At 27.0% G+C, this 21,192-nt stretch carries 23 protein-coding genes and 2 riboswitches; of the genes, 3 read left to right on the top strand and 20 right to left on the bottom strand.

What is annotated here, in order from left to right; translation table 11 throughout:
• Positions 1 to 140: 140 nt before the first annotated feature.
• The 9 genes from OW763_RS14440 to OW763_RS14400 form a co-directional block, all read right to left on the bottom strand.
• Positions 141 to 1,943 carry a MutS family DNA mismatch repair protein gene (locus OW763_RS14440; protein ID WP_268041926.1) on the bottom strand — a complete coding sequence of 601 codons (1,803 nt, stop codon included), beginning with the start codon at positions 1,941 to 1,943 and terminating at the stop codon, positions 141 to 143.
• A 58-nt stretch (positions 1,944 to 2,001) separates the two neighbouring features.
• Entirely contained in the window at positions 2,002 to 2,703 is a 702-nt protein-coding gene (locus OW763_RS14435; RefSeq protein ID WP_268041924.1) for a hypothetical protein, read from the bottom strand.
• 20 nt (positions 2,704 to 2,723) lie between these two features.
• Entirely contained in the window at positions 2,724 to 3,758 is a 1,035-nt protein-coding gene (locus OW763_RS14430; protein ID WP_268041923.1) for a leucine-rich repeat domain-containing protein, read from the bottom strand.
• Between the two features lie 154 nt (positions 3,759 to 3,912).
• The gene (gene fliB, locus OW763_RS14425) at positions 3,913 to 5,133 is read right to left on the bottom strand and encodes a flagellin lysine-N-methylase (protein WP_268041921.1); all 1,221 of its coding nucleotides are present in this window, start codon (positions 5,131 to 5,133) and stop codon (positions 3,913 to 3,915) included.
• 177 nt (positions 5,134 to 5,310) lie between these two features.
• A complete protein-coding gene (locus tag OW763_RS14420; protein WP_268041919.1) occupies positions 5,311 to 5,574 on the bottom strand; it encodes a DUF3795 domain-containing protein in 264 nt (87 codons plus the stop codon).
• Positions 5,575 to 5,596: 22 nt separating this feature from the next.
• A complete protein-coding gene (locus tag OW763_RS14415) occupies positions 5,597 to 5,851 on the bottom strand; it encodes a TfoX/Sxy family protein (protein WP_268041917.1) in 255 nt (84 codons plus the stop codon).
• Positions 5,852 to 6,166: 315 nt separating this feature from the next.
• Positions 6,167 to 7,678, bottom strand: coding sequence for an FGGY-family carbohydrate kinase (locus tag OW763_RS14410; RefSeq protein ID WP_268041915.1), 1,512 nt, complete (start codon positions 7,676 to 7,678; stop codon positions 6,167 to 6,169).
• A 282-nt stretch (positions 7,679 to 7,960) separates the two neighbouring features.
• Positions 7,961 to 8,110, bottom strand: a riboswitch (FMN riboswitch).
• Between the two features lie 537 nt (positions 8,111 to 8,647).
• Positions 8,648 to 8,779: a hypothetical protein gene (locus OW763_RS14405; protein ID WP_268041913.1), complete on the bottom strand. Its 132-nt coding sequence runs from the start codon at positions 8,777 to 8,779 to the stop codon at positions 8,648 to 8,650.
• A gap of 126 nt (positions 8,780 to 8,905) precedes the next feature.
• Entirely contained in the window at positions 8,906 to 10,078 is a 1,173-nt protein-coding gene (locus OW763_RS14400) for a phosphoribosylaminoimidazolecarboxamide formyltransferase (protein WP_268041911.1), read from the bottom strand.
• Positions 10,079 to 10,122: 44 nt separating this feature from the next.
• A riboswitch (ZMP/ZTP riboswitch) is annotated at positions 10,123 to 10,201 on the bottom strand.
• 345 nt (positions 10,202 to 10,546) lie between these two features.
• Here OW763_RS14400 and OW763_RS14395 point away from each other — a divergent pair.
• Positions 10,547 to 10,894, top strand: a complete 348-nt coding sequence (locus OW763_RS14395) for a cupin domain-containing protein (protein ID WP_268041909.1) — start codon at positions 10,547 to 10,549, stop codon at positions 10,892 to 10,894.
• Between the two features lie 198 nt (positions 10,895 to 11,092).
• The gene (locus OW763_RS14390; protein WP_268041907.1) at positions 11,093 to 11,704 is read left to right on the top strand and encodes a cyclase family protein; all 612 of its coding nucleotides are present in this window, start codon (positions 11,093 to 11,095) and stop codon (positions 11,702 to 11,704) included.
• A 217-nt stretch (positions 11,705 to 11,921) separates the two neighbouring features.
• On the opposite strand, the gene OW763_RS14385 is transcribed toward OW763_RS14390, so the two are convergent.
• From OW763_RS14385 to OW763_RS14335, 11 genes are all read right to left on the bottom strand, one after another.
• Positions 11,922 to 12,329 carry a hypothetical protein gene (locus OW763_RS14385; RefSeq protein ID WP_268041905.1) on the bottom strand — a complete coding sequence of 136 codons (408 nt, stop codon included), beginning with the start codon at positions 12,327 to 12,329 and terminating at the stop codon, positions 11,922 to 11,924.
• Positions 12,330 to 12,419: 90 nt separating this feature from the next.
• Complete coding sequence (locus OW763_RS14380) at positions 12,420 to 13,076, bottom strand: hypothetical protein (RefSeq protein ID WP_268041903.1); 657 nt, start codon at positions 13,074 to 13,076, stop codon at positions 12,420 to 12,422.
• A gap of 1 nt (position 13,077) precedes the next feature.
• Complete coding sequence (locus OW763_RS14375) at positions 13,078 to 13,407, bottom strand: PadR family transcriptional regulator (protein WP_268041901.1); 330 nt, start codon at positions 13,405 to 13,407, stop codon at positions 13,078 to 13,080.
• A 313-nt stretch (positions 13,408 to 13,720) separates the two neighbouring features.
• Positions 13,721 to 14,149, bottom strand: coding sequence for a dUTP diphosphatase (gene dut, locus OW763_RS14370; RefSeq protein WP_272507476.1), 429 nt, complete (start codon positions 14,147 to 14,149; stop codon positions 13,721 to 13,723).
• 213 nt (positions 14,150 to 14,362) lie between these two features.
• Positions 14,363 to 15,040, bottom strand: a complete 678-nt coding sequence (locus OW763_RS14365) for an HD domain-containing protein (protein ID WP_268041899.1) — start codon at positions 15,038 to 15,040, stop codon at positions 14,363 to 14,365.
• Positions 15,041 to 15,145: 105 nt separating this feature from the next.
• Positions 15,146 to 15,763 carry a nucleotidyltransferase family protein gene (locus tag OW763_RS14360; protein WP_268041897.1) on the bottom strand — a complete coding sequence of 206 codons (618 nt, stop codon included), beginning with the start codon at positions 15,761 to 15,763 and terminating at the stop codon, positions 15,146 to 15,148.
• A 118-nt stretch (positions 15,764 to 15,881) separates the two neighbouring features.
• Entirely contained in the window at positions 15,882 to 16,304 is a 423-nt protein-coding gene (locus OW763_RS14355) for a hypothetical protein (protein ID WP_268041895.1), read from the bottom strand.
• Between the two features lie 141 nt (positions 16,305 to 16,445).
• A complete protein-coding gene (locus tag OW763_RS14350) occupies positions 16,446 to 17,051 on the bottom strand; it encodes a sugar O-acetyltransferase (RefSeq protein WP_268041894.1) in 606 nt (201 codons plus the stop codon).
• Between the two features lie 311 nt (positions 17,052 to 17,362).
• Positions 17,363 to 18,043 (bottom strand): DUF554 domain-containing protein, encoded by a 681-nt coding sequence (locus OW763_RS14345; protein WP_268041893.1) that lies wholly within the window; start codon positions 18,041 to 18,043, stop codon positions 17,363 to 17,365.
• A gap of 70 nt (positions 18,044 to 18,113) precedes the next feature.
• Positions 18,114 to 18,935 (bottom strand): MerR family transcriptional regulator, encoded by an 822-nt coding sequence (locus tag OW763_RS14340; protein WP_268041891.1) that lies wholly within the window; start codon positions 18,933 to 18,935, stop codon positions 18,114 to 18,116.
• A gap of 260 nt (positions 18,936 to 19,195) precedes the next feature.
• Entirely contained in the window at positions 19,196 to 19,639 is a 444-nt protein-coding gene (locus OW763_RS14335; RefSeq protein ID WP_268041889.1) for a GNAT family N-acetyltransferase, read from the bottom strand.
• 203 nt (positions 19,640 to 19,842) lie between these two features.
• On the opposite strand from OW763_RS14335, the gene OW763_RS14330 reads away from it, so the two are divergent.
• A complete protein-coding gene (locus tag OW763_RS14330; protein WP_268041887.1) occupies positions 19,843 to 21,087 on the top strand; it encodes a Fic family protein in 1,245 nt (414 codons plus the stop codon).
• Positions 21,088 to 21,192 lie beyond the last annotated feature (105 nt).

Raw genomic sequence — 21,192 nt, 5'->3', positions numbered from 1 at the left:
ATTTTCACTTTAAAATTCCTAACTTCTTATATTCTGTAAGTATTGTCAAATGCTAAGAAGTGTAAAAAAACAGGAGAGCTTTTTTATATCATCATTTAAGAATATTGTTTAATTAACGTTATTTAAGATTTTTTAGATAATTATTTTATATCGATACCAATCAACTTAATTAAATACAAAGCATTCTTGGTGGTTGATGCTCCTTCTCGAAGTTTATAGTCAAATTTCAATTTATTATTTGCATAATACTCTTGAAAATGATAATTTTTAATTCTAGAATACTCATACTCTAAATTGCACAATTCCAGGTCATGAGTAGAAATGAGTCCTGATGCCCCTTGTTCACCTAACTGTTTTATTAACGCTGTTGCTCCAGCATGTCTATCAATAGAATTGGTCCCCTTAAATAATTCATCTAGTAGGAAAAATACTTTTTTATCCGTTCTCACATTTTCAACAATCATTTTTATTCTTAATATTTCAGCATAAAAAGAAGATATATTATTTTCTAAGTTATCACTTGTTCGCATACAAGTAAAAATCTTCATTAGTGAACATTCAAATGTTTCTGCACATACTGAAGCACCAATATAACTTAATATTAAATTTATACCTATTGTCCTTAGAAATGTACTCTTACCAGACATATTTGAGCCTGTTATTAATAAAATATTTTTATCATTATTAATTTTAATATTATTACATATTTTTTTATCACCTAAAAGTGGGTGACCTACTCTCTTGGCTTTTAATACAAAGTTTTCCTCTGAAATTAAAGGTACAGCCCATTGTGGATTGTCATAAATAATATTTGAAATACTACTTAGTGCCTCAAATTGACCTATAACATCAAACCACTTTTTCAAGTTTTCACCTGAATTAATTCTCCATTTTTCAAACGCTATCATACATTGATAATCCCATAAGAATAATATATTGAATATTATAAAAATTGCGTTCTGTCTATTGGATATTTTATCATACATAGTAGACAATTTTTTTATTGCTGTTACCGCACCTTTATCTTCATTGGTCACTAAATTACTTTTTAAATGTCTTAAATAATCACTTTTAAAATCTTTATCTGTAATTAAACTTAACAATCTAAGATATACAATTATATTATCTTTGTATTTATAAATACTATTAAATGTACCACTTCTCTTTTTCGCACCAATAAGCAAAGTTACTATCTGAAAAAATATCATAAAACAAGGTAATTTAAAATCTATTAAAGAAGTAAAATAAGCTAACGTGATTAATATTAATGTAAAACATGGCAATAGTCTAACAAATAAAATAAGCCATGGCTTAGTATATAATTCATTTCTATCTTTACCCCATGTATATAACTCTTTTGGATCAATACTTTGATTGGATATAAGCATACCTTCGGCCTCAAATTGCTGTCTCCATTCTAAGTTTATAGCCAATTCATGCAATGATTGTTGTGTAATCTTTATATCAATAGAAGTACTTAATGGATAAATCAATCTATTTTTTAATATTTCTCTTCCCATAAATGTTTTAGTACTATTGATCCACTGAAATAATGAATATTTACCAAATATATCTAAATCATCCGAGTAATTATGTTGTTTATCTTTAAATTCACTTCCGTCATCCTCGAAGTTTTTCCATTCTCCATTTAATCTCTTTAACGCTTTTTCATTTATTTCTTTTAATGCTATTGAATACTTCCTTTTGTTAATTTTTTCATCATGTTTAATAATTAAATAAATAAAAATTCCCAGTGAAACAATAAAAATACTTATGCTTATGATATAACTTTTAATAATAAAAGTATAAACTGTAACACTTAAACCGATTACGAAAGTAAAAAGTCTGAAATATCCTATAATATTTATTGAATTGTTTTGTTTTTTAATTAAATCTTCGTAAGCTTTTAATTTATTAAAATATTCATTATATGTGTTAACCATTTTATTCCTCCAGGTATTTAATTGTAACATATTTGATATAATTTAATTAATGCTTGTTTTACTGCATTTGGATGCAATCTTCCTGCAAATTTTCTTTTAAAAACTCTTCAACCTTTTTTTTGTCCTCAGCACTTATTTTCATGTTAATTTCCTTAAATTCATCATATCTAAATACTTTTTTTATTATAGGTCTATGTACTTCAATCTCTAGAGAATAATATTCTAAATGTTCTTGTCTGCGTTGTTTGCTTTCAAATTTTCCCCATTCATAAGATCTTATGTTCTTCCATTTATAATGACCATCCTTAGTATATATACCTTCTTTACATATACTCACATTATCAAAGCTTCCAATTAACCAATTAACACCTACTAAGGCTTGTGTTATTCCATTATAAAACTCATTTAATCCAACCCCTATATAGGCATTAAGCGTGCTAGCTTCTGAATACAGCTTATTATTATTATCAAACATATTTGCCAAATTTGTTAAATAATCATAATTGAAAAACAACTTTCTCCAATTGCTTATATATTTAGGTACTAATAACCAATTAGCTTGTTTAAAATCTTCTCTAAACCAGCTAAAAGAAATAACTGCTAATAATAACCAACCAAATCCTGAAAAAAGAATTATGTAATCACACTCTCTTAAGGCTATTGCAATTGCTCTATCTTCTCTTTTTATTTTCTTCACTCTACTTATTATTAAATATAAAGTAAAAATTATATATATTGGAATAAAATAACTATATTTCATATGAAAATCCCCCGTTAAATCTACCATATAGTAACATTAGGCAAACCTTTCAACTCTTGTATAGTCTTATCATCAACCTCATGTAAAAAAATTTTTTCTAAAGATTTTAATTTCTCAATATGATTAATATTTTTTATGTTTACATTGTAAAGATATAATTTCTTCAGATTTATCAAATCTTCTATACCATCTAAACTTCCAATTTCACAATCATCCACCCCAAGCTGATTAAGATGTTTTAAATTTTTAATAGTAGAAAAATCTTTAAAATTTATGTTACATGTAGATAATTGTTTTAAATTAGGGAAATTATCCATATTAAAATTTTCATCTATTTTTTCTTGTGTTATATCCAATTTTTCTACTGAATTCATTTGTCCTATATTTAATAAATCTTTCACCGTATCACCATGAAAAGATATTTTCGTAACTTTAGGTAACGACGCTATAAGATTCAAATTTTCAAATTTTTCACCTCTAATATTAATTTGTTCCAAATTTTTTAATTGCTCTATTCCTTCTAAATTAATTAAATTACGTGCTGTCCAAATGTGCATAAACCTTATTTCCCGTAAATTTTCCAGCGTTATTCCTCCATCACACCAGTTCTCTACAAGTGCATCTTCTACACATCTTTGCAATTGGCTATCTTTTATCAATCTATTTTTACTTATGTAAACATTAATGCAAGTAACTAAAGAAACTATTAATATACTGGATAAAGTTTTCTTCCATTTATATTTTGAAATATCTTTCCAAATATAAATAACAACAAGTATTGCAAAATAATAAGCTAATATAATACTTATTTTATAATCTATTTCAAACTTATTCATTATAACACTTGATGAAATAATTCCTATTAAAAGTATCAATTCAATTCTATGAAGTTTTTTGAAAATTATTAAATTACCAAAGTACAATATCCAATATAAAATTAATCCAATTTGAATAGTTATTTCTATATTAATTATATATAAACCTATCATTGCTATTAAAAATACTGAATACATCAATTTTTCCTTTTTAAAATTCCTCTTTACTTCTTGTTCCATCAACACACCCCCCACTAAAATACATATAATAAATGCTTAATAACAATTATTTTTTCAATCTTTTACCAATAAACCATTTCCAATTATACCATATTAATCCTTAAATATAAAAAACAGTATGATTCTAATTGAATCATACTAAAAGAAATTCATATTATAAAATTGTTTTAGCAAACTTCATATTATCAGATCCCTTTTTCTTTATATCATTCAAAACATCAACTAAGAACGTTTTGTGATGTTCTATAGTTTTTGAAAATACTTGCATGAATCTAACAACATTATCAATAGAAACTTGCTTATTAAATAAAAATATACCAATCAAATAAAATCTAATAAATGAAAATCTTATTAAAAGCATAATATATCCGTCAAATACTGATTCTGTTTCTGAAAAAGGAAATAAATTCTTATACATAAAGTTAACTAAGTAATTCTCAAAAATATAACTATTATTATTTATAAATTCTTCAAAATAACACTCAAATCCCTTTTTATAAACCTTTGAACATTTATTTATATCTTTCGTTTCATTGAAATTAAATCCAGCTATAAGTTCTTTAGTATATTGTTGAAAAGAAGTACTATCAACCTCCTTAAAGACATCTAAATCATCTATTATTTTCTTAAAAAAAGATACTTGAACATCATAATTTAATGTGTATTTTTCATGAAAATCATTAGTGGAATTTATATTATATTCATTAATGAATTTATTTACTTCCTTAAAATTATAATTTATCTTCTTTTGTAATTCTTCTAAGAAATTACCTAATATAAAAAGCCTTTCACTTAAATCAAGTTTTCTGTTTTTTATTATTTTAATGCTGAAATCTCTAATTTTTGTTATGTACTTTATAGGTGATTTATTAAATTCTTTAGATTTAGTATCAATATTACTTGATAGAATGTGTTTGCCTAAAGTTTCTTCACTTTCTTTGAACTTAATTCCATCTTTTTTTAATAAAATAATCTTTGCAGCTTCTGGACAAGCTATATCAAGAGACATTTCATAATATCCATCAATTTTATTAGTAATTCTAGGGAATGCGGTACAAACATTTGAAAGATATTGTTCTCCTAACTTAGAATAAATTATACAATAATTGTTTTCATCTAAAAATGGGCATCTTTTCCCAGCTTTCAATTTAACTTTTCCATAATCTACATCAGCACTACAATAATAATTATTGTTATGAACATTTTTTTGAAACATTCTCTTCATCTCTTTGTCTTTAACTTTAAAATACTGTCTGAATGTAGTTTTATCAATATCTATATCCCAACCAATACAACAGTTATCTTCACAGCTACCCCCTATACACTTAAATTCTTTAAGATATAATGGGTATCTCATTTTTATTTTTTTATCCATCGTTATTGCCTCCAAATTAATATTCATGGGGAAAATATCCCATGAATTTTTTCACTCATAATTAAAAATATTATCAAAACTCATTTCAAGTTCGCATAATTTTGCTGTTGTGACTTAACTACTTTCTTGATTTTTAACCTTTTGCATCCGGATTTATCAAGAAGAGTGCGACCTTGTTCATAAGCTTTCTTTCATCCATTTTTTGCATTGTTCGATTTTCGGTAACGGGTCGTAGCCTTCCTCTACTCCCATATTGCTTAATACATCACATGGAAATATGTCACATTCTCCACAATGGTTATATCCTTTCTCTTCACAGCAAGTTTTTACACTACAGCTTCCTCCCCAAAAAGGAGCTGACATATTGAGACACCCACTACAATTTACTTTTTCCTTACGTTCACAACTATTACAGCATACGCCACATCTTGATTCAAACATTTTATTCCTCCCAATCATACAATTATTTAAAAGTATTATAAAACTCTTTTAACTCGCCTTTTACTTTTTCTGAAAGATTACGCCATCTAATACCCTCAACTGCACCTTCCAAAGCATATAACCTATTTATGCAAGCAGAGTCATCAATACATTTTATTTTCAACCAAGCTTGCTTACTTCCAATCTCTATTAATTGTTTTGCAGTTTTTATTCCAACTTCATTTAATTGCTGCTCAACTACCTTCCCAATATTAGGAATGGCTGATAATTCACCCATAACATCATTCCTCCATTTACATATATACACAATTCGTTAATAAACTATAAATTATTTTTATTTTACACTTTCTTACTATTTCGTTATAATTACTATACTTTTTTATGACACAATTTCTTTAAATTGCATACTAATAATGCATGTTCAATTATACCATATTAAAACTTATTAACTAAATAAAAACATATTACTATCAGTTAACATACAAACAACACCACAAACATATATGTTTACATTTATGTTTGTGGTGCTGCTTATATTTGAGAAAATTGGATGTATCTATGTAATCTAAGACTCATGCAAATTCATACAGTTTTATATTTTCTTCAGTATATCCAAAATATCATTTTTAACCTGGTATTGTTTTTTATAAATACTAGTATTAGTTGAGTTAGGAATATACTTATTAGTAATCTTTATATTACTGCTTAAAGCTTCTTTCAAATCACTAACAGCTCCTACTGCATAAGCTCCTATTATACAATTTGTAACAACTGCTCCACCTGATGTCTCCAATGTTATAGCTTCACTATTCATCATATCCGCTTTAATTTGATTCCATAAGTTATCTCTACTTCCGCCCTCTGTAATTGTAATTCTATCTATATTAATACCTTTATTCCTATATGTATTTATTACTTCTAAATAGTCATAACCTATTGCTTCCAAAACTGCTCTCCATAAGACATAGCGATCTGTGTCTAAGTCCATATTTAAAAAACCTGCTTTAATGTTAGAATACTCTCCATATCCTCCAGTTAGATATGGTAAAAAAAGTACACCATTACAACCAGGTTGTACATTTTTTGCTTTTTCGCTTAATACTTCATAATATTTATCATCTTCATTTTTGCAAATATTATCTTTGAACCATCGTAAAGATAATCCTCCTGTTCTAACGAAACCCCAATAGAAATAAGTACCTTCTAATGTTCCTGAATTAAATATTAAGTCATTACCCTTTTTACTTAATTCTGCAATAATACCATCTGTAGAAACACAAAACATTGCACATGTGCCTGCAACATCTACTGCTTTGCCACTTTCAGAAACTCCACTTCCAAGAAGTGATTGCATTGTATCTCCAGCACCTGCACATATTGGTATTCCTGCTTCAAAACCAACTTCTTTTGCTATATCTTCAGATAACGTTCCAATTATATCCCATGGTTTTACAATCTTAGGTAAATACTTCTTATCTATTCCTAAAATCTCCAATTGTCTATCTGACCATTTCTTTTCATGGACATGATATCCTAATCCCCAACCAGACATAGTTCCCCAGTCTACAAAAGCATCTTTGCTAGTAAGACCAGCTAGCCTAGAAAGGATATAAGGTGCATTATGCATAAACTTTGATCCTTTTTCTCTAAAATTTTCATCATTAGATAAAAACCATCTTGCATGCATAGCTGGGAACATGCAGCTCGCTTCAGGATTACCTGTTTCCTCTCCCCATATTGATAAATCTAAATTATTAATATAATCAACATCACTCTGAGTTCTGGAATCTAAATAGTTTATATATGGAGTTATTGCTTTTCCCTCTTCATCAACGCCAACAATACCACATATAATTCCATCCCCCATTATTGATTTAATCAACTTGGTTGATATATTTTTCTTTTTTAATTGATTTGCACAATCATGCATACCTTTTTTAGTAAGTTCAAAGTATTCATCAGCATCCATATTAACCCAACCTGGCTGAGGAAAATCTATTGTTGTCTTATTAACAGCCTTTGCCACACATGTCATATTTTCATCATAAACTGCAACTTTAACACTTTGAGTTCCAGCATCAAATCCAAGATAATATTGTTCCATATTTATAAGCTCCTTTTTATGTATTATTTTAAAGTATAAAAGTAAAATGACCTCAATAAAGTCATACCCTATTATCTATACTAGTAATACATAAGTTTTCTAAAGCTCTTTGAACTCTTTCATGGAATTTAATAAAATTTGATAGTAGTGATTGATTCATCATAAACCCTCCTAAAATGATATTTTCATTAGGCGTTATGATGAGAGATAGAAATGTATAAATAGAAATATACACGCAAAAGAATAAGTTTGTACAATAACAAACAATCGTATAACGAATTATTTCATTCTCTCTCATCCGGACTTTACCGTCGGCTTTGGATTTTAACCAAATCTGCTGACTTTGTTAATATATAACAAACGCTCGCGGGCTTATATGCTAATTGCATATTTACCGCCGATGGGGAATTTCACCCCTCCCTAAGAATTAATTTTAATTATAATACCACTTTAATAAATTTTCAACAATATTTTAATATTATTCCAATTTAAACCTTAGATAACGCATACATTAGTTGACGTTCATATGTCTAAACGACATATGAAGTTGACATGCCATATCAGCAAGCTGATATAAGCAGTTGATAGTTTATAAATTAATATACAAACAACACAACAAACATATATGTAAACATTTATGTTTGTTGTGTTGTTTGTATTTGTGTAAATATTTTAAAATTAATATAAATAGTGTATATTGGTTATATATAACAAGTATACTACTTATAAAAGAGGTGTTTCTATGTATTATAACTATTTTTTCTTCCCTAATTCCATTAATTCATGATTCCAACTATGGTTGGATTGCACCTATTAGTGCTATTTTAACTGGATTAATATTATTTATAATGAAAGAGTAGCTTATTTTTAGATTGCCTATTAATATACTAGAATTATTACTCTTTTATATATTTTAAACTCCTGTAGATCCAAATCCACATACAAAAATGTTTCGAAACAAATTAAATACTAACTATGTCCAAATAATCCAACTGAAATTACTATATTCCCTTTCAACGATAAATCTTTCTGTACTTGTAGAACTTCCTCTTTAAACTTTGTACTACCACAAAGAGTTATTACCTTATATTTTCCTACCATCTTAAACCTACTTTCTAATTCGTATAATTTTGCTATTACGTCTTAATAGCTTGAATAATTTCATATCATCATTTAAGAAAATATGACCTAATAGTAACTAAAGATTATGTTCAAACTCTTTATAAATTAATGTTGAAAAAGACGAATTCCTGTAAATGCCATAGCAATATTGTATTTATCACATATTTCAATTACATTATCATCTCTTATTGAACCTCCTGGTTGTGCAATATAATCAACACCACTTTTTTTTGCTCTTTCAATATTATCTCCAAAGGGGAAAAATGCATCTGAACCTAGTGCTACCCCATTCAAATTTTTTAGCCATTCTATCTTTTCATAACTTGTCAAAAGATCTGGTTTTTTTATAAAAGTATTCTCCCATATTCCATCAGCTAAAATATCCATATAATCATTAGATATATAAATATCTATTGCATTGTCCCTGTCAGCTCTTTTTAAATTATCTTTAAATGGTAAATTTAAAACCTTATAATGTTGCCTTAAATACCATTTATCTGCTTTATTTCCTGCTAACCTTGTACAATGAATTCTTGATTGCTGACCTGCTCCTATACCAATCGCTTGTCCGTCTTTAACATAACAAACAGAATTAGATTGGGTATATTTTAAGGTAATCAAAGCTATCGTTAAATCTCTTTTCACATTTTGTGGAATTAATTTATTCTTTGTAGGTATATTTGTGAATACATCTTCCGTTATCTTTATATCATTTCTTCTCTGTTCAAATGTAATTCCGTATAAATCTTTTGTTTCCAATTCTCTTGGTTCATAATTCTCGTCCATTTGAATGACAACATATGTCCCTTTACGTTTCTTTTTTAAAATATCTAATGCTTCTTTTGAATAAGATGGGGCAATAATACCATCAGAAACTTCACGCAGTAAGAATGTTGCGGTTTGTTCATCACACTCATCGGATAAAGCTACGAAATCTCCATAAGAAGACATTCTATCAGCTCCTCTAGCTCTAACATAAGCAATAGCAATATCTGATAATTCCACACCTTCTACAAAGTATATCTTTTTCAACGTTTCATCTAATGGAATCGCACTAGCTGCTCCTGCAGGGCTTACGTGTTTAAATGACGCAGCGGAGGCTAAGCCTGTAGCTCCTTTTAATTCTTTTACTAATTGCCAACTATTAAGCGCATCTAAAAGATTGATATATCCTGGATTTCCATTTAATATCTTGATTGGTAGTTTTCCATCTTTTGCATAAATTCTTGATGGTTTTTGATTTGGATTACATCCATACTTTAATTCTAATTCTTTCATCTTGATACACTCCTTTTAGTATAAAAAAAGAGCCTACTATCTGGACTCTTTGCCCAGACGGTCGGCTCATACTTGCTATACTTCATGTGGTTAATTCCACTTCCGTCAGTCGTATAACTAATTAATTTATATCACTATTGGCTCCAATTGTCAAAATATTTATGGCTAGGAATTATATAAATAGCCTTTACTTGATTAAATTCACACTTTCTTTAAATTACACAACAGCACTCTACATCAAATTATATCATTTCAACCCTCATTATAACAAAATAACATATTTTAACCAATAAAAAAATCCCCTAAATATCTAAGCATTATAGATTAAATCAACTTATTTATTCTTAATCTTATTACAATTATGTAAAGTAATGTTAATAATCACTTTGATAGCTTTTTATTTAATGATATAATTAATGTGTATAATACAAATATTACCACAATTACATTAAACGAGGAGGTTATTTCATGATAGTTTCACATAAATCTATGGTGGAAGAAATTGAAATTGATAATGTTGGTGTTAAAAATGCATTTATGAAAGTGCTTATTTCTCCTAAAGAAGGATGGGAAGGTTATGTAATGAGATCATTCAAACTAAAACCAGGCGGTTTCACTCCAAAACATGATCATCCCTGGCCTCATATAAATTATATTATTAGCGGCAATGGGACTCTTCATCTTGATGGAAAAGATAATTCTATAGAATCTGGATCATTTGCATATGTACCAGCAGGGAAAACACATCAATTTATGAATATTAGCAATACAGACCTAGAATTCATTTGCATTGTACCAGAAGAAGGACATAAATAACAGCATAAACCTGTCCAGTTTTTATAAGATATTAAACATCTTTCAAAAACTGGACAGGTTTTATTGCTTAACTTCAAGTAAAACAATAATTTTGTTAATAACAAACTTATACTGTATAATCAAAAGAGTTATTATTAACATTTAAAAATCTTATTTTATTTTTACAGATTTTTTATAAAATTTATTTGGAGGTATTTCATGATAATTGATATTACACAAGTTACTAAATTAGATAGAGTTTATAGACCAGGTTCACCCTCTTTAAAAGTAGAAAAAATAAAGTGTTTTGAAGGAACTAAAAAGGAATATACTACAACATTATTTTCTTGTGCCGTTCATAATATGGGCACTCATATAGATGTTATGAGTGCAGATGTAGTACTTGAAAATGAAAGATTAATATCACCTGGTATAAAATTTGATGTTTCTCATATAATTGATAGACCAGTTGAACTAGCTGATTTAGATGTTTCACAGATTAAAGAAGGGCATTTTGTATTTTTTCAAACAAATTGGGATAAATACTTAGATGATGAAGAAAAGTATAATATACATCCTGAAATTTCTATGGAGGTTATCAAGTATTTAGTAGATAAGAAAGTTAATATGATAGGAATAGATACTTTAGGACTTGGTCGTAGTAGAAATCATGGACTTATAGATGTTTTCCTTGGGAAAAGTGGTATCTATGCAATTGAAAACTTAACTAATCTTGATAAAATACCTAAAAAAGATTTCAGAGTATATTGTTTGCCTATGAAAATAGAAGGATTAGATGCATTTCCTGCTAGAATATTAGTTGAATTTTAATTAAATCAAGTATTTAAGAGCAACTCCTTTTTTGTAATATGGGATTGCTCTATTTTAATATAAAGATTTAATCTTTTATACAATGAAAAGATATGTTATTACCTTCCTACTTGTTGTTTTTGTATAGCTTTTCACATGAAAGTTGAATTATTCGCTGAAATGCAAAAGCACTAGGAAATTTGCCTAGTGCTTTTGCATAAAATTATTCTTTTTATATTTATTTATTTTTTGAAACAGTTGTATAGTTGTTCATCTCATACTTTAAAGGTAAATTACCATCATATCCGTCAACAACATATTCTTGAGCTTTTTTCTCAACATCTTTGTATATTGCAATTTCTTCATCCAATATAACTATTTTATATTTAATAATTTCTTTCAATTGTTCATCCTTATTTTTAATTGATTTAGTCTCAAATTTAACTAACGTCTTATCTAATCCTTGTTGTTTTAAATATTTTTCCACTAATGCTCTACCTACATCTAAATCATATGATACACATATCAAATTATCTTCTTTATCTTTTACCAACAAATATTTTTTAATACCTAAAACTTCCTTAAACCCATCTTCTATTGCATGAGGGTTTTGTAAAAATGTACCTATTGCGTCGAAAATATCCATATTTTACTCCTCCTTATTTATCTTCTTAAATTTATTATGTTTTAAATATTGTTTTATCTAAGCTAATTATCTAGCAATAAATAACCCACTTTACTGTTTATTAAGTGATTTTATAACAATAAGGGTAACTGCTAATATAACTAAAGGATACAAATAATTGATGGTACCAATAACTAAGTTCCTTAAAAAATACTTTACAAGCCCTATTATACAAAACGTCATAATGAATGATATCCCAAATAAATTAATGGCTCTTGTAGAATGTTTATCTGAAAGCTTAAAAGAATTCTTTGCTATAAATTTTAATATTCCATACCCTGCTACTATTATTAACAAAGTAGATAAAACAAATCCCCATGTTATAGGCATATGAAATTTCAATGCATCTTTTGGAGATGTACATGAATACATAAAAATTTCTAAAATAAACATAAAACCTATAACTACAGTAGCACCAAATAAACAGTTCAATATTTTTTTCTTAGTTGACTTTATATCACCACTTAATATTAATTCATTGCAAAAGCTTTTATAGTCTTCTCCAATTACATTACTGAATTTTTCTCCTCTAAATTGTGCTTCTAATGCCATACCAATTAAATCTTTTCGCATGATTTCAATATCATATTCACACAAATCCGATGACTGTAGATATACAACCATATCTGTTATAACAGTTAGATTATCTATAAACAATGATTTTTCTTGTTCACAATTTTCCTTTCTTATTAATTTCAAATCTTGCATATTACTTTTCCCCCAGAGACAAAATTTTGTTTACAGCTGTAGAGATACTGTCCCAATGTTCTTGAAATGAATTTAGCATATTAATACCCAGCTGCGTTATTGAAAAATATTTTCTTTTAGGACCTAATGGAGATACTTTGTAATTTGAACATATTAATTTCTTTTTTTCTAGCCTAATTAATAATGGATAAATGGTTCCTTCACTAAGTTCCTCAAATCCATAAGAGGATAGTTTATTCATTATTTCATAACCATATGTTTCTTCTAATTTAATAATTTTCAAAATACATCCTTCCAAAGTCCCTCGCCTCAATTGAGATTTATCATACATTTCATCACCTACTTTGTTCTGCCTAGTACTACTACTTTGTTCTGCCTAGTACTACTACATTGTACCACATAGTTCCTCTCTAAACAAGTATGAAATATTTAGATTTCAATTATATTTATTCTTAAAATATTTATTTTTGCCCTGTGTGTTTTTCAAGTGTATAATCAAAATGAAGAAATACAAATAAAAGCTCTGAAAGAGAAATAGATTCAAAAATAAAAAGGTTAATGTGCTAAGTTTTTTTTAAAAACCTAGACACATCAACCCTAATAGAACATCTTATACTAACAATGACAGGTGCTATTTTAAAATTTTAAACTCCTGTAGATCCAAATCCACCATTTCCACGTTCTGTCCCTGTTAATCCCTCTACTTCAACTACATTTACTCTTAAAACAGGTTTAATAACCATTTGTGCTATTCTCATTCCTTTTTCAACTTTAAAATCTTCTTTAGAATGGTTTATAAGTATAATTCCTATTTCTCCTCTATAACCTTCATCTATTGTCCCTGGAGTATTCAAAACTGTTATTGAATGTTTTAATGCTAGTCCACTTCTTGGTCTAATTTGTGCTTCAGTATCTTTAGGAAGTTCTATTTTTATACCTGTATGTATTAATATTGTTTCCCCTGGTTGTATAATTTTCTCCTCTACTGAATATAAATCCATTCCAGCATCACCAATATGAGCATACTCAGGTAACTTAGCCAATTTATTTGTTTTTTGTACTCTCAAATTCATAATTTATATGTCTCCTTTATTTATCTTTAGTGACAGAGTGGATTATAATTACACTCTACACCCACTTATTTTATTTAAAATTTTACATTCATTTGTTGAATAATATTTTGCTGTTGTGCCTTAACTACTTCTAAGATTATTAATCTTTCAAATCATCATTTAAGAAGAATGTGAAGTAATTCAATACAGATTATATTTCAAAGTGAATATTCCTTATTCAAGTATTTTGTCCATTAGTTTTTTACCATTAGAGTAATTTCTATTTACCTCTTTGAATAAATTCATAAAGTATGAGTCCATTGTCTTTTGTTGTTCTATTCCAATTTCTTTTGCTTTTTCAGTATTTAGTTTTAGAAACAATTTATTTAGTTTCCGATTGTACTCTCTAAATAAAGATGCCTCTTCTGATGGTAATCCCTTAGTAGGTAATCTATCGTCTCCAACTAAATATAAAGGTTCTTCAATTTGTCCTCCAAATAAAATTGCCCTTGCAGTCCCTACAGTTCCTGTCAAATCTAATTTATCTGCATCAAAAATAATTTTTGCCTCCATTGTTTGTGGTTTTAAATTCTTTTTATACCTATGGGTAAGAATACAATCAGCAACATGATTTGCTTTTCCTTCACTATATCCATTATTAATCAAAAATTCCTTTGCTTTTTTACTTCCTATTTTTGCATGACAAAGACTTGGATTTCTTATTTCATCTACTCTACCTATATCATGTAAAAGTGCTGATATTATTACAACTTCAGTATCTATTTTTTCGATAGTATCAGCAATTTGAATTGCATAATTCAAAACTCTATATACATGTAAACAATCATGAACAGTATCATTCATATTCTTTAACATAAAACTTTCAATTCTTTGAAATTCTTCTCTTTTCATATTTTGATACTCCTTTAGATTAATGTTATAAAATAATTTTACTTCATAATAAATTACGATTATGTTTTAATACATTTATGCTTGTTACTACACAATTTCTTTATATTATGAATTAACAATAAAAGATATTAAGTTCTCTATCTTTTCAAATGATGAATTAATATTTAAGGCATCATTAAATAATTTATAGGCATGTCTATCATTATCTTTAAGCCAATATAAAGATTTTTTAGGGCCTAGATACCATAAGCCTTTTATACCAAAATATATTTCCAAGCTATCTACTAACATCCAATGATATCTAAAATTACCTTCAACATCACCTCTTTTTGCCCTATTTAGCATTTTCATTAACCAATTTTTTTGAAAATTTATCTCTTCTAACGTAAGTTTTTTTGCACCTTCATTAAAAAGTTCATCTATATTCTCTAATAATCTAGTACATAAGTCTTTTTCATCTAAAAGAATTTTTCCACCATTAATATGAAGTAGTTCTTCTTGTTTTGTCATCATGTTTGTATCATACATCCATGCATCAAGTTGCCTTCCATTAATTATAGTAGCATCATTTTTTTGAAGCACATTATCACAAAAACATATAATGTCTATATCACTTTCATCTGTATAAGTACCATTAGCAAAAGAGCCATATAATATTATTGAATGGCAGTTATATTTTTCCTTTAAATAGTTCTTTATATTTTCAAGTATACTTTTTTCCATAAATTAATCTCTCCTTTAATTTTGTTAATTAATGATATTAAAGAAATTGATTTTTATGGTTCTATACGCATTTATAATCCTCCTCACATAAAAAATATATTCTAATTTAACTTTTTCTCTAATCTTGTCTAAAGTGAACACAATTAATAGCATCTAATTTGATTCCAATATTAAGTAATTGCAGTTTAGCTAATTCTATACCCCAATTTTCCGGTCTTTCACCTTTAAAATTATATTTCCAAGGACAACCTTTTTCAATCCATTTGTTTCTTAATATCTCCCACGCTTCGTCCTCACTATATTTAGCATTTTCCAAGAATTGTTTCACATGATTAGGAACTTCTTTTCCATTCTCATATGAATCTATTGATATTTGGATCATTTGAAAATATTGTTCTTGGTTTATATTTGGTTTTTCAATATCATCATCACAGCCTATTTCATTTCCACAACAAGGACATATCTCTCCAATAGAAAATTGATTTTCTGGTTCATAACATCCGCATATTGGACAAAAATGTTTTATTTCGATATCAAACACTCCAATCTCATTGTACTATATTTACTACACACCTCACTGAAATTTCACATTTATAATTACATTAATTCATGATTCAAACTATAGTTATATTACACCTATTAATGCTATCTTAATTGGATTAATATTATTCATTATGAATAATTATAGTAAATCTAGCTTTGAGTCTTTTTCTGTAATCAATCTTATTGGTTTACACGGATTACCGTATGCAAGATAGTTATCCGGTATATCTTTTGTAACAACACTGCCCGCACCAATGACTACATTATTTCCAATATGAACACCGTCACAAACCACGACGTTACAAGCAATCCAAACATTATCTCCAATATAGATTCCTTTCGCGTATTCGGACATAGACACATGACCATCCTCATATTTCATAGCAATTCTCTCTTTCGGAATAAGCGGATGTGAGGTTGCCATAAGTGAAACGTTGGGCCCAAACATGACATTATCACCAATATAAATTTTACCATCATCTAAAATCGTGGTATTAAAGTTAGCAAAAAAATTTTCACCTATGAACGTATGGCATCCGTAATTAAATTGTATGGGACCTTGGAAATAGTATTTTTGTCCAATTTTTCCTATAAATTCTTTAATGATCGGCAGGCGTTTTTCATCATATTCATCAAGCAAATTAAATTTCTGACAGAGTATATGTGCCTTATGCTTAATATCCCTAAGTTCTTTCTTACGTGCATCAAACAGCTTACCTGCAAATATTTTTTCTTCTTCTTTCATAATAGCTTACCTCCCTATATATAAATACTCTTCACAATAACTTATAATATCTAACTTAACTTTTATCTTTAATGACAGAGTGGATTATACGTGCACCCTACACCAACTTATTTTACTATACTTATATGTACTAAGTTTACCATACTCTATCATTGAATATAATATAATGGAAAACTATAAAATCGTGAGAAAACTAAAACAAATAAATCTACATACAAAAATAAAAAAGTGATAGATTTATCCATCACTAAAACCAATGCTGACTTTGTTATAAATTTAGTATTGATTTGATTTTAAATTCTATATTGTTATCATGTTAAAAGAATATAATAAAAAACGGGAATAATAAGCGCTGGTAATAAATTTATAGTTTTTATTTTTTTTATCTCTAAAATGTTAATTCCCGTACTTAAAATTAGTATTCCTCCTATTATCGAAACTTGTCCTAAAATTTCATGTGTAACAAATGGAGCTATAATTTGAGCTGATAAGTATATAGATCCTTGCCATATAAACAAAATAAATGCAGATAATATTATTCCTATCCCAAAACTAGATGCTAATATTAAAGATGTTATTCCATCAAGTAGTGCATTTGTAAATAATAAAGTATTATCTCCCTTCAATGCACTTTCTAAAGGACCTAAAATAGACATTGTACCTACACAAAAGAGTAAAACAGCAGTAGTTAACCCTTCTATTAAGTTATTTTCATCACCTTTTTTAACTTTATTTCCTAGTCTATTAATTTTTGATTCTATATCTAAAATTTCACCAATAAAACCACCTAACACTAAACTAACTATAAAAAGAATAGGTTCTTTACTTTGAGATATATTTTTTACAATCCATGTAACTCCTAAAGAAATAGCTATTAATCCAAGAGCTTGTGTTATAGTTGTTTTATATTTTTCTTTTATTCCTTTTTTTAATAAAGCTCCAATACAACTTCCAATTATAATTGTACTTGTATTTACAATAGTTCCTAACATAATTTCCCTCCTAAATAAATATAGACTAAAATATTCTATATTTATTTAAAACCATCCAGCTACTGGAGAGTCAATGTTTTTTAACTGGTATTTCTATTTCAGTAAGATAGTCTTCTTTATTTTTAGATATGTACTGATTAATAATAACTCTTTCTATGGCATCTCCAATAATTTCATAATTATTTTTTTCTAAATAGTTTAGTATAATTTCATAATATTTTGCAGACTCCTTATGATCATAACCCCTATAATAAATACAAGCATATTCACATTGTTCTAAAGTCTTTACAAGTTCATTGTTACTCTCTTCTTCTAATAAAATAAATATTGAATTGTATTCATAAAACTTATGTTTTCTTATATTATCTATAGAAACTGTAAGACCTACTCTACCTATAATGATTGTAGAAGTTATATTTGCCATATTTTCTAACTTTCTTAAATATATTTCCAATTCAAGTTCTGTATTAATTTTTCCCTTCAAACTTAATATTTTTCTTTCTTTAACTCTTTTTATTTGTACAACCTCTAGTTCTCTTATTTTTCTTGATTCTTCAATTTCCTTGATTCGATTTTCAAATCTATTTTTTATTAATGTTAACTGATTAATCCTGTTTTCAGTAATCCTTTTTTCTCTATTCAATAATTCTAAAAAATAATCAATGTTTCTAATCTCCAAATAATTTTTTATTTCCTTTAAAGGTATCCCTAAAAATTTTAAATAATTTATTGTATTCAATTGTTCAAATTGTTCAGTTGAATAATATCTGTAACCATTATCCTTATTTACTTCAATAGGTTTAAATAATCCTATTTCATCATAATATCTTAATGTTTTGATTGGAATATTATGCAGTTTTGACATTTCACCAATAGAAAATTTATTCTTCATTTGAATCTCATCCTTACATTTAGAATAATTATGTTTCTTATAATTTTTTATATTATATACAATTTACCATGTAAAAATCAACATTAATTTAAAGTAGAATTTTAATTTAAAATATAACAAAACAGCTGTACTTTATAATTTAAAGCATCAGCTGTTTTATATACAATATTTTCATATTATACCTTAACTAAATCTTTGATTATTAACATTTTAAGCCTTTATTTAAGAATAATAGGATTCTTATTTTATAGCATATTATTTTATTTTTTATATAACATATCTATATGTGGAATATTATCTTCTAAATACTCATTTGAAGTTTCTTTAAAACCAAGGCTTCCATAAAAATTAACTAAATATGATTGCGCTTGAATCTTAATCTCTTTTTCATTGAGATTTAAGTCTATAAAATTTATTGCTTTTAACATCATCTCTCTTGATATACCTTTGCCACGATAATTTTTATGTACTAACACTCGTCCAATAGATATTTCATCATATGAAACTCCTTTTTTCAAGATTCTTAAATATGCAATAATTTTACCGTTATCTTGAAGATATAAATGATATGATTTTTCATCTTTGCCGTCACAATCTTGGTAAGCACACTGCTGTTCTACAACAAACACTTCATTTCTTATTTTTAAAATTTCATATAATTCTTTAACCTTTAATTCTTCAAACTTTTTCAGCTCCCAATTCAATATTTACCCCCCTTTAATAAATGCGTATTTTCTTTAAATGGTTTATCAACAATTCACATACAATTATACTATATTAAACCTTATGATATAAACTAAATCTCTGATTTACTAACAGAATAGTTGAATTAGTAGTAAATTAGTAGTAAAATGGTATAAATTTAAAAGTTATATACATAATATAAATAAAGGTGGTGAGCCATTTTATGCAGAATATGATAAATGAATTTAACAAACGATACTTTACAAAAAAAGAATTACAATATAGATTACCTAGTACATTTAATTTAAATGAATTTTGGAACGAATTGATGGAAAGTCGAAAAAACACTTCAATCAATATTCCTCTTAAAGATCAAAGTGATAATAATTTTTGGTTTAATATAACTGATAATATAAAAAAGTATATATCCATAATAGAGACTTCAGCTACTGAAGACCTATTTAAATCCATTCCGTGGGATGTTGAAGCATCCGTAATATTAGATTCTTTAATAGATGAGGCTTATAATTCAAGTGTTATTGAAGGAGCATTTTCTACTAAAAAAAGAACAAAAGAAATGGTGGAAAATAACTTGCCTCCTAAAGATAAAAATGAACAAATGATAATTAATAATTTTGATGCACTACAATATATATTAAGAAATATGCAAAATCCATTAAATGAAGATATGCTATTATCTATTTACAAAATACTTACTGAAGACACATTAAAAGAAGATGAGATAGTTGAAAAATATAGAACTGACTTTGTAGGTGTTTGGGATACAAAACGAGGTTGTTTTAGTTATAAAGCTCCTGATCATACTAAAGTACAAACTCTTATGGATGATCTATTAGATTTTATAAACAATAACACTGAACTACACCCTTTAATAAAAGCTTGTATAATACATTTTTATTTTGTATATATACATCCGTTTTTCGATGGAAATGGGCGAACTGCTAGAGCTATATCATACATGTATTTATTACAACAGGGATATGATTTCTTCAAGTTTTTCTCAATATCAAACCTTATAAATGAAGAAAGAAACAAATACTATACATCTATTGAAAATACTGAAGTTTACCAAAGCGATTTAACCTATTTTATTGATTATTATCTAAATATGATAGTTAAATCAATACAAAGAATAAAAGAACAGTTCACAAAGGAATTTGGGAAAAAACTTCTCAAAGATCTTTTAGAAAAAGCAGGAATAATGCTAAATAAGCGCCAAACTAAAATAATAAACTACTTTATAACTGCTAATAAAAATATAATGATTATTGATGAATACAAAAAGAAAAACAAAATATCCTATGAAACATCTAGAACTGATTTAAATGAACTTGTAACTCTAGGTTTTTTCAAGAAAACCAAAGTAGGTAAAAAATATGTTTATAAATTTAATAAGCTTGGACATATTATAAAAGATATTGAAGAAAGTTTTATAGAATTCGAATAAAATATCACGATCCATCTTAGTATCGTGATATTTTTTACTTATAAGTTTTTGGTTTTTATAACCTATCTTATTTTATTAAACTTAAGCTTCTATCACATTTATCCC

Origin of the sequence: Clostridium aestuarii, assembly GCF_026735135.1 — a bacterium.
Taxonomy (GTDB): domain Bacteria; phylum Bacillota; class Clostridia; order Clostridiales; family Clostridiaceae; genus Clostridium_H; species Clostridium_H aestuarii.
Note: the sequence above shows the minus strand (reverse complement) of the source record. Positions and strands in the feature narration are given on the sequence as shown.

Bases quoted from the DNA above. Each gene is read 5' to 3' on its own strand.
- OW763_RS14345 (WP_268041893.1), bottom strand. From the start codon at position 18,043: ATGTTAGGAACTATTGTAAATACAAGTACAATTATAATTGGAAGTTGT.
- OW763_RS14375 (WP_268041901.1), bottom strand. From the start codon at position 13,407: ATGTATGATAAATCTCAATTGAGGCGAGGGACTTTGGAAGGATGTATT.
- OW763_RS14340 (WP_268041891.1), bottom strand. From the start codon at position 18,935: ATGAAGAATAAATTTTCTATTGGTGAAATGTCAAAACTGCATAATATT.
- fliB (WP_268041921.1), bottom strand. From the start codon at position 5,133: ATGGATAAAAAAATAAAAATGAGATACCCATTATATCTTAAAGAATTT.
- OW763_RS14440 (WP_268041926.1), bottom strand. From the start codon at position 1,943: ATGGTTAACACATATAATGAATATTTTAATAAATTAAAAGCTTACGAA.
- OW763_RS14435 (WP_268041924.1), bottom strand. From the start codon at position 2,703: ATGAAATATAGTTATTTTATTCCAATATATATAATTTTTACTTTATAT.
- OW763_RS14430 (WP_268041923.1), bottom strand. From the start codon at position 3,758: ATGGAACAAGAAGTAAAGAGGAATTTTAAAAAGGAAAAATTGATGTAT.
- OW763_RS14330 (WP_268041887.1), top strand. From the start codon at position 19,843: ATGCAGAATATGATAAATGAATTTAACAAACGATACTTTACAAAAAAA.
- OW763_RS14365 (WP_268041899.1), bottom strand. From the start codon at position 15,040: ATGAAAAGAGAAGAATTTCAAAGAATTGAAAGTTTTATGTTAAAGAAT.
- OW763_RS14395 (WP_268041909.1), top strand. From the start codon at position 10,547: ATGATAGTTTCACATAAATCTATGGTGGAAGAAATTGAAATTGATAAT.
- OW763_RS14420 (WP_268041919.1), bottom strand. From the start codon at position 5,574: ATGTTTGAATCAAGATGTGGCGTATGCTGTAATAGTTGTGAACGTAAG.
- dut (WP_272507476.1), bottom strand. From the start codon at position 14,149: ATGAATTTGAGAGTACAAAAAACAAATAAATTGGCTAAGTTACCTGAG.
- OW763_RS14410 (WP_268041915.1), bottom strand. From the start codon at position 7,678: ATGGAACAATATTATCTTGGATTTGATGCTGGAACTCAAAGTGTTAAA.
- OW763_RS14390 (WP_268041907.1), top strand. From the start codon at position 11,093: ATGATAATTGATATTACACAAGTTACTAAATTAGATAGAGTTTATAGA.
- OW763_RS14400 (WP_268041911.1), bottom strand. From the start codon at position 10,078: ATGAAAGAATTAGAATTAAAGTATGGATGTAATCCAAATCAAAAACCA.
- OW763_RS14405 (WP_268041913.1), bottom strand. From the start codon at position 8,779: ATGGTAGGAAAATATAAGGTAATAACTCTTTGTGGTAGTACAAAGTTT.
- OW763_RS14380 (WP_268041903.1), bottom strand. From the start codon at position 13,076: ATGCAAGATTTGAAATTAATAAGAAAGGAAAATTGTGAACAAGAAAAA.
- OW763_RS14350 (WP_268041894.1), bottom strand. From the start codon at position 17,051: ATGAAAGAAGAAGAAAAAATATTTGCAGGTAAGCTGTTTGATGCACGT.
- OW763_RS14415 (WP_268041917.1), bottom strand. From the start codon at position 5,851: ATGGGTGAATTATCAGCCATTCCTAATATTGGGAAGGTAGTTGAGCAG.
- OW763_RS14360 (WP_268041897.1), bottom strand. From the start codon at position 15,763: ATGGAAAAAAGTATACTTGAAAATATAAAGAACTATTTAAAGGAAAAA.
- OW763_RS14385 (WP_268041905.1), bottom strand. From the start codon at position 12,329: ATGGATATTTTCGACGCAATAGGTACATTTTTACAAAACCCTCATGCA.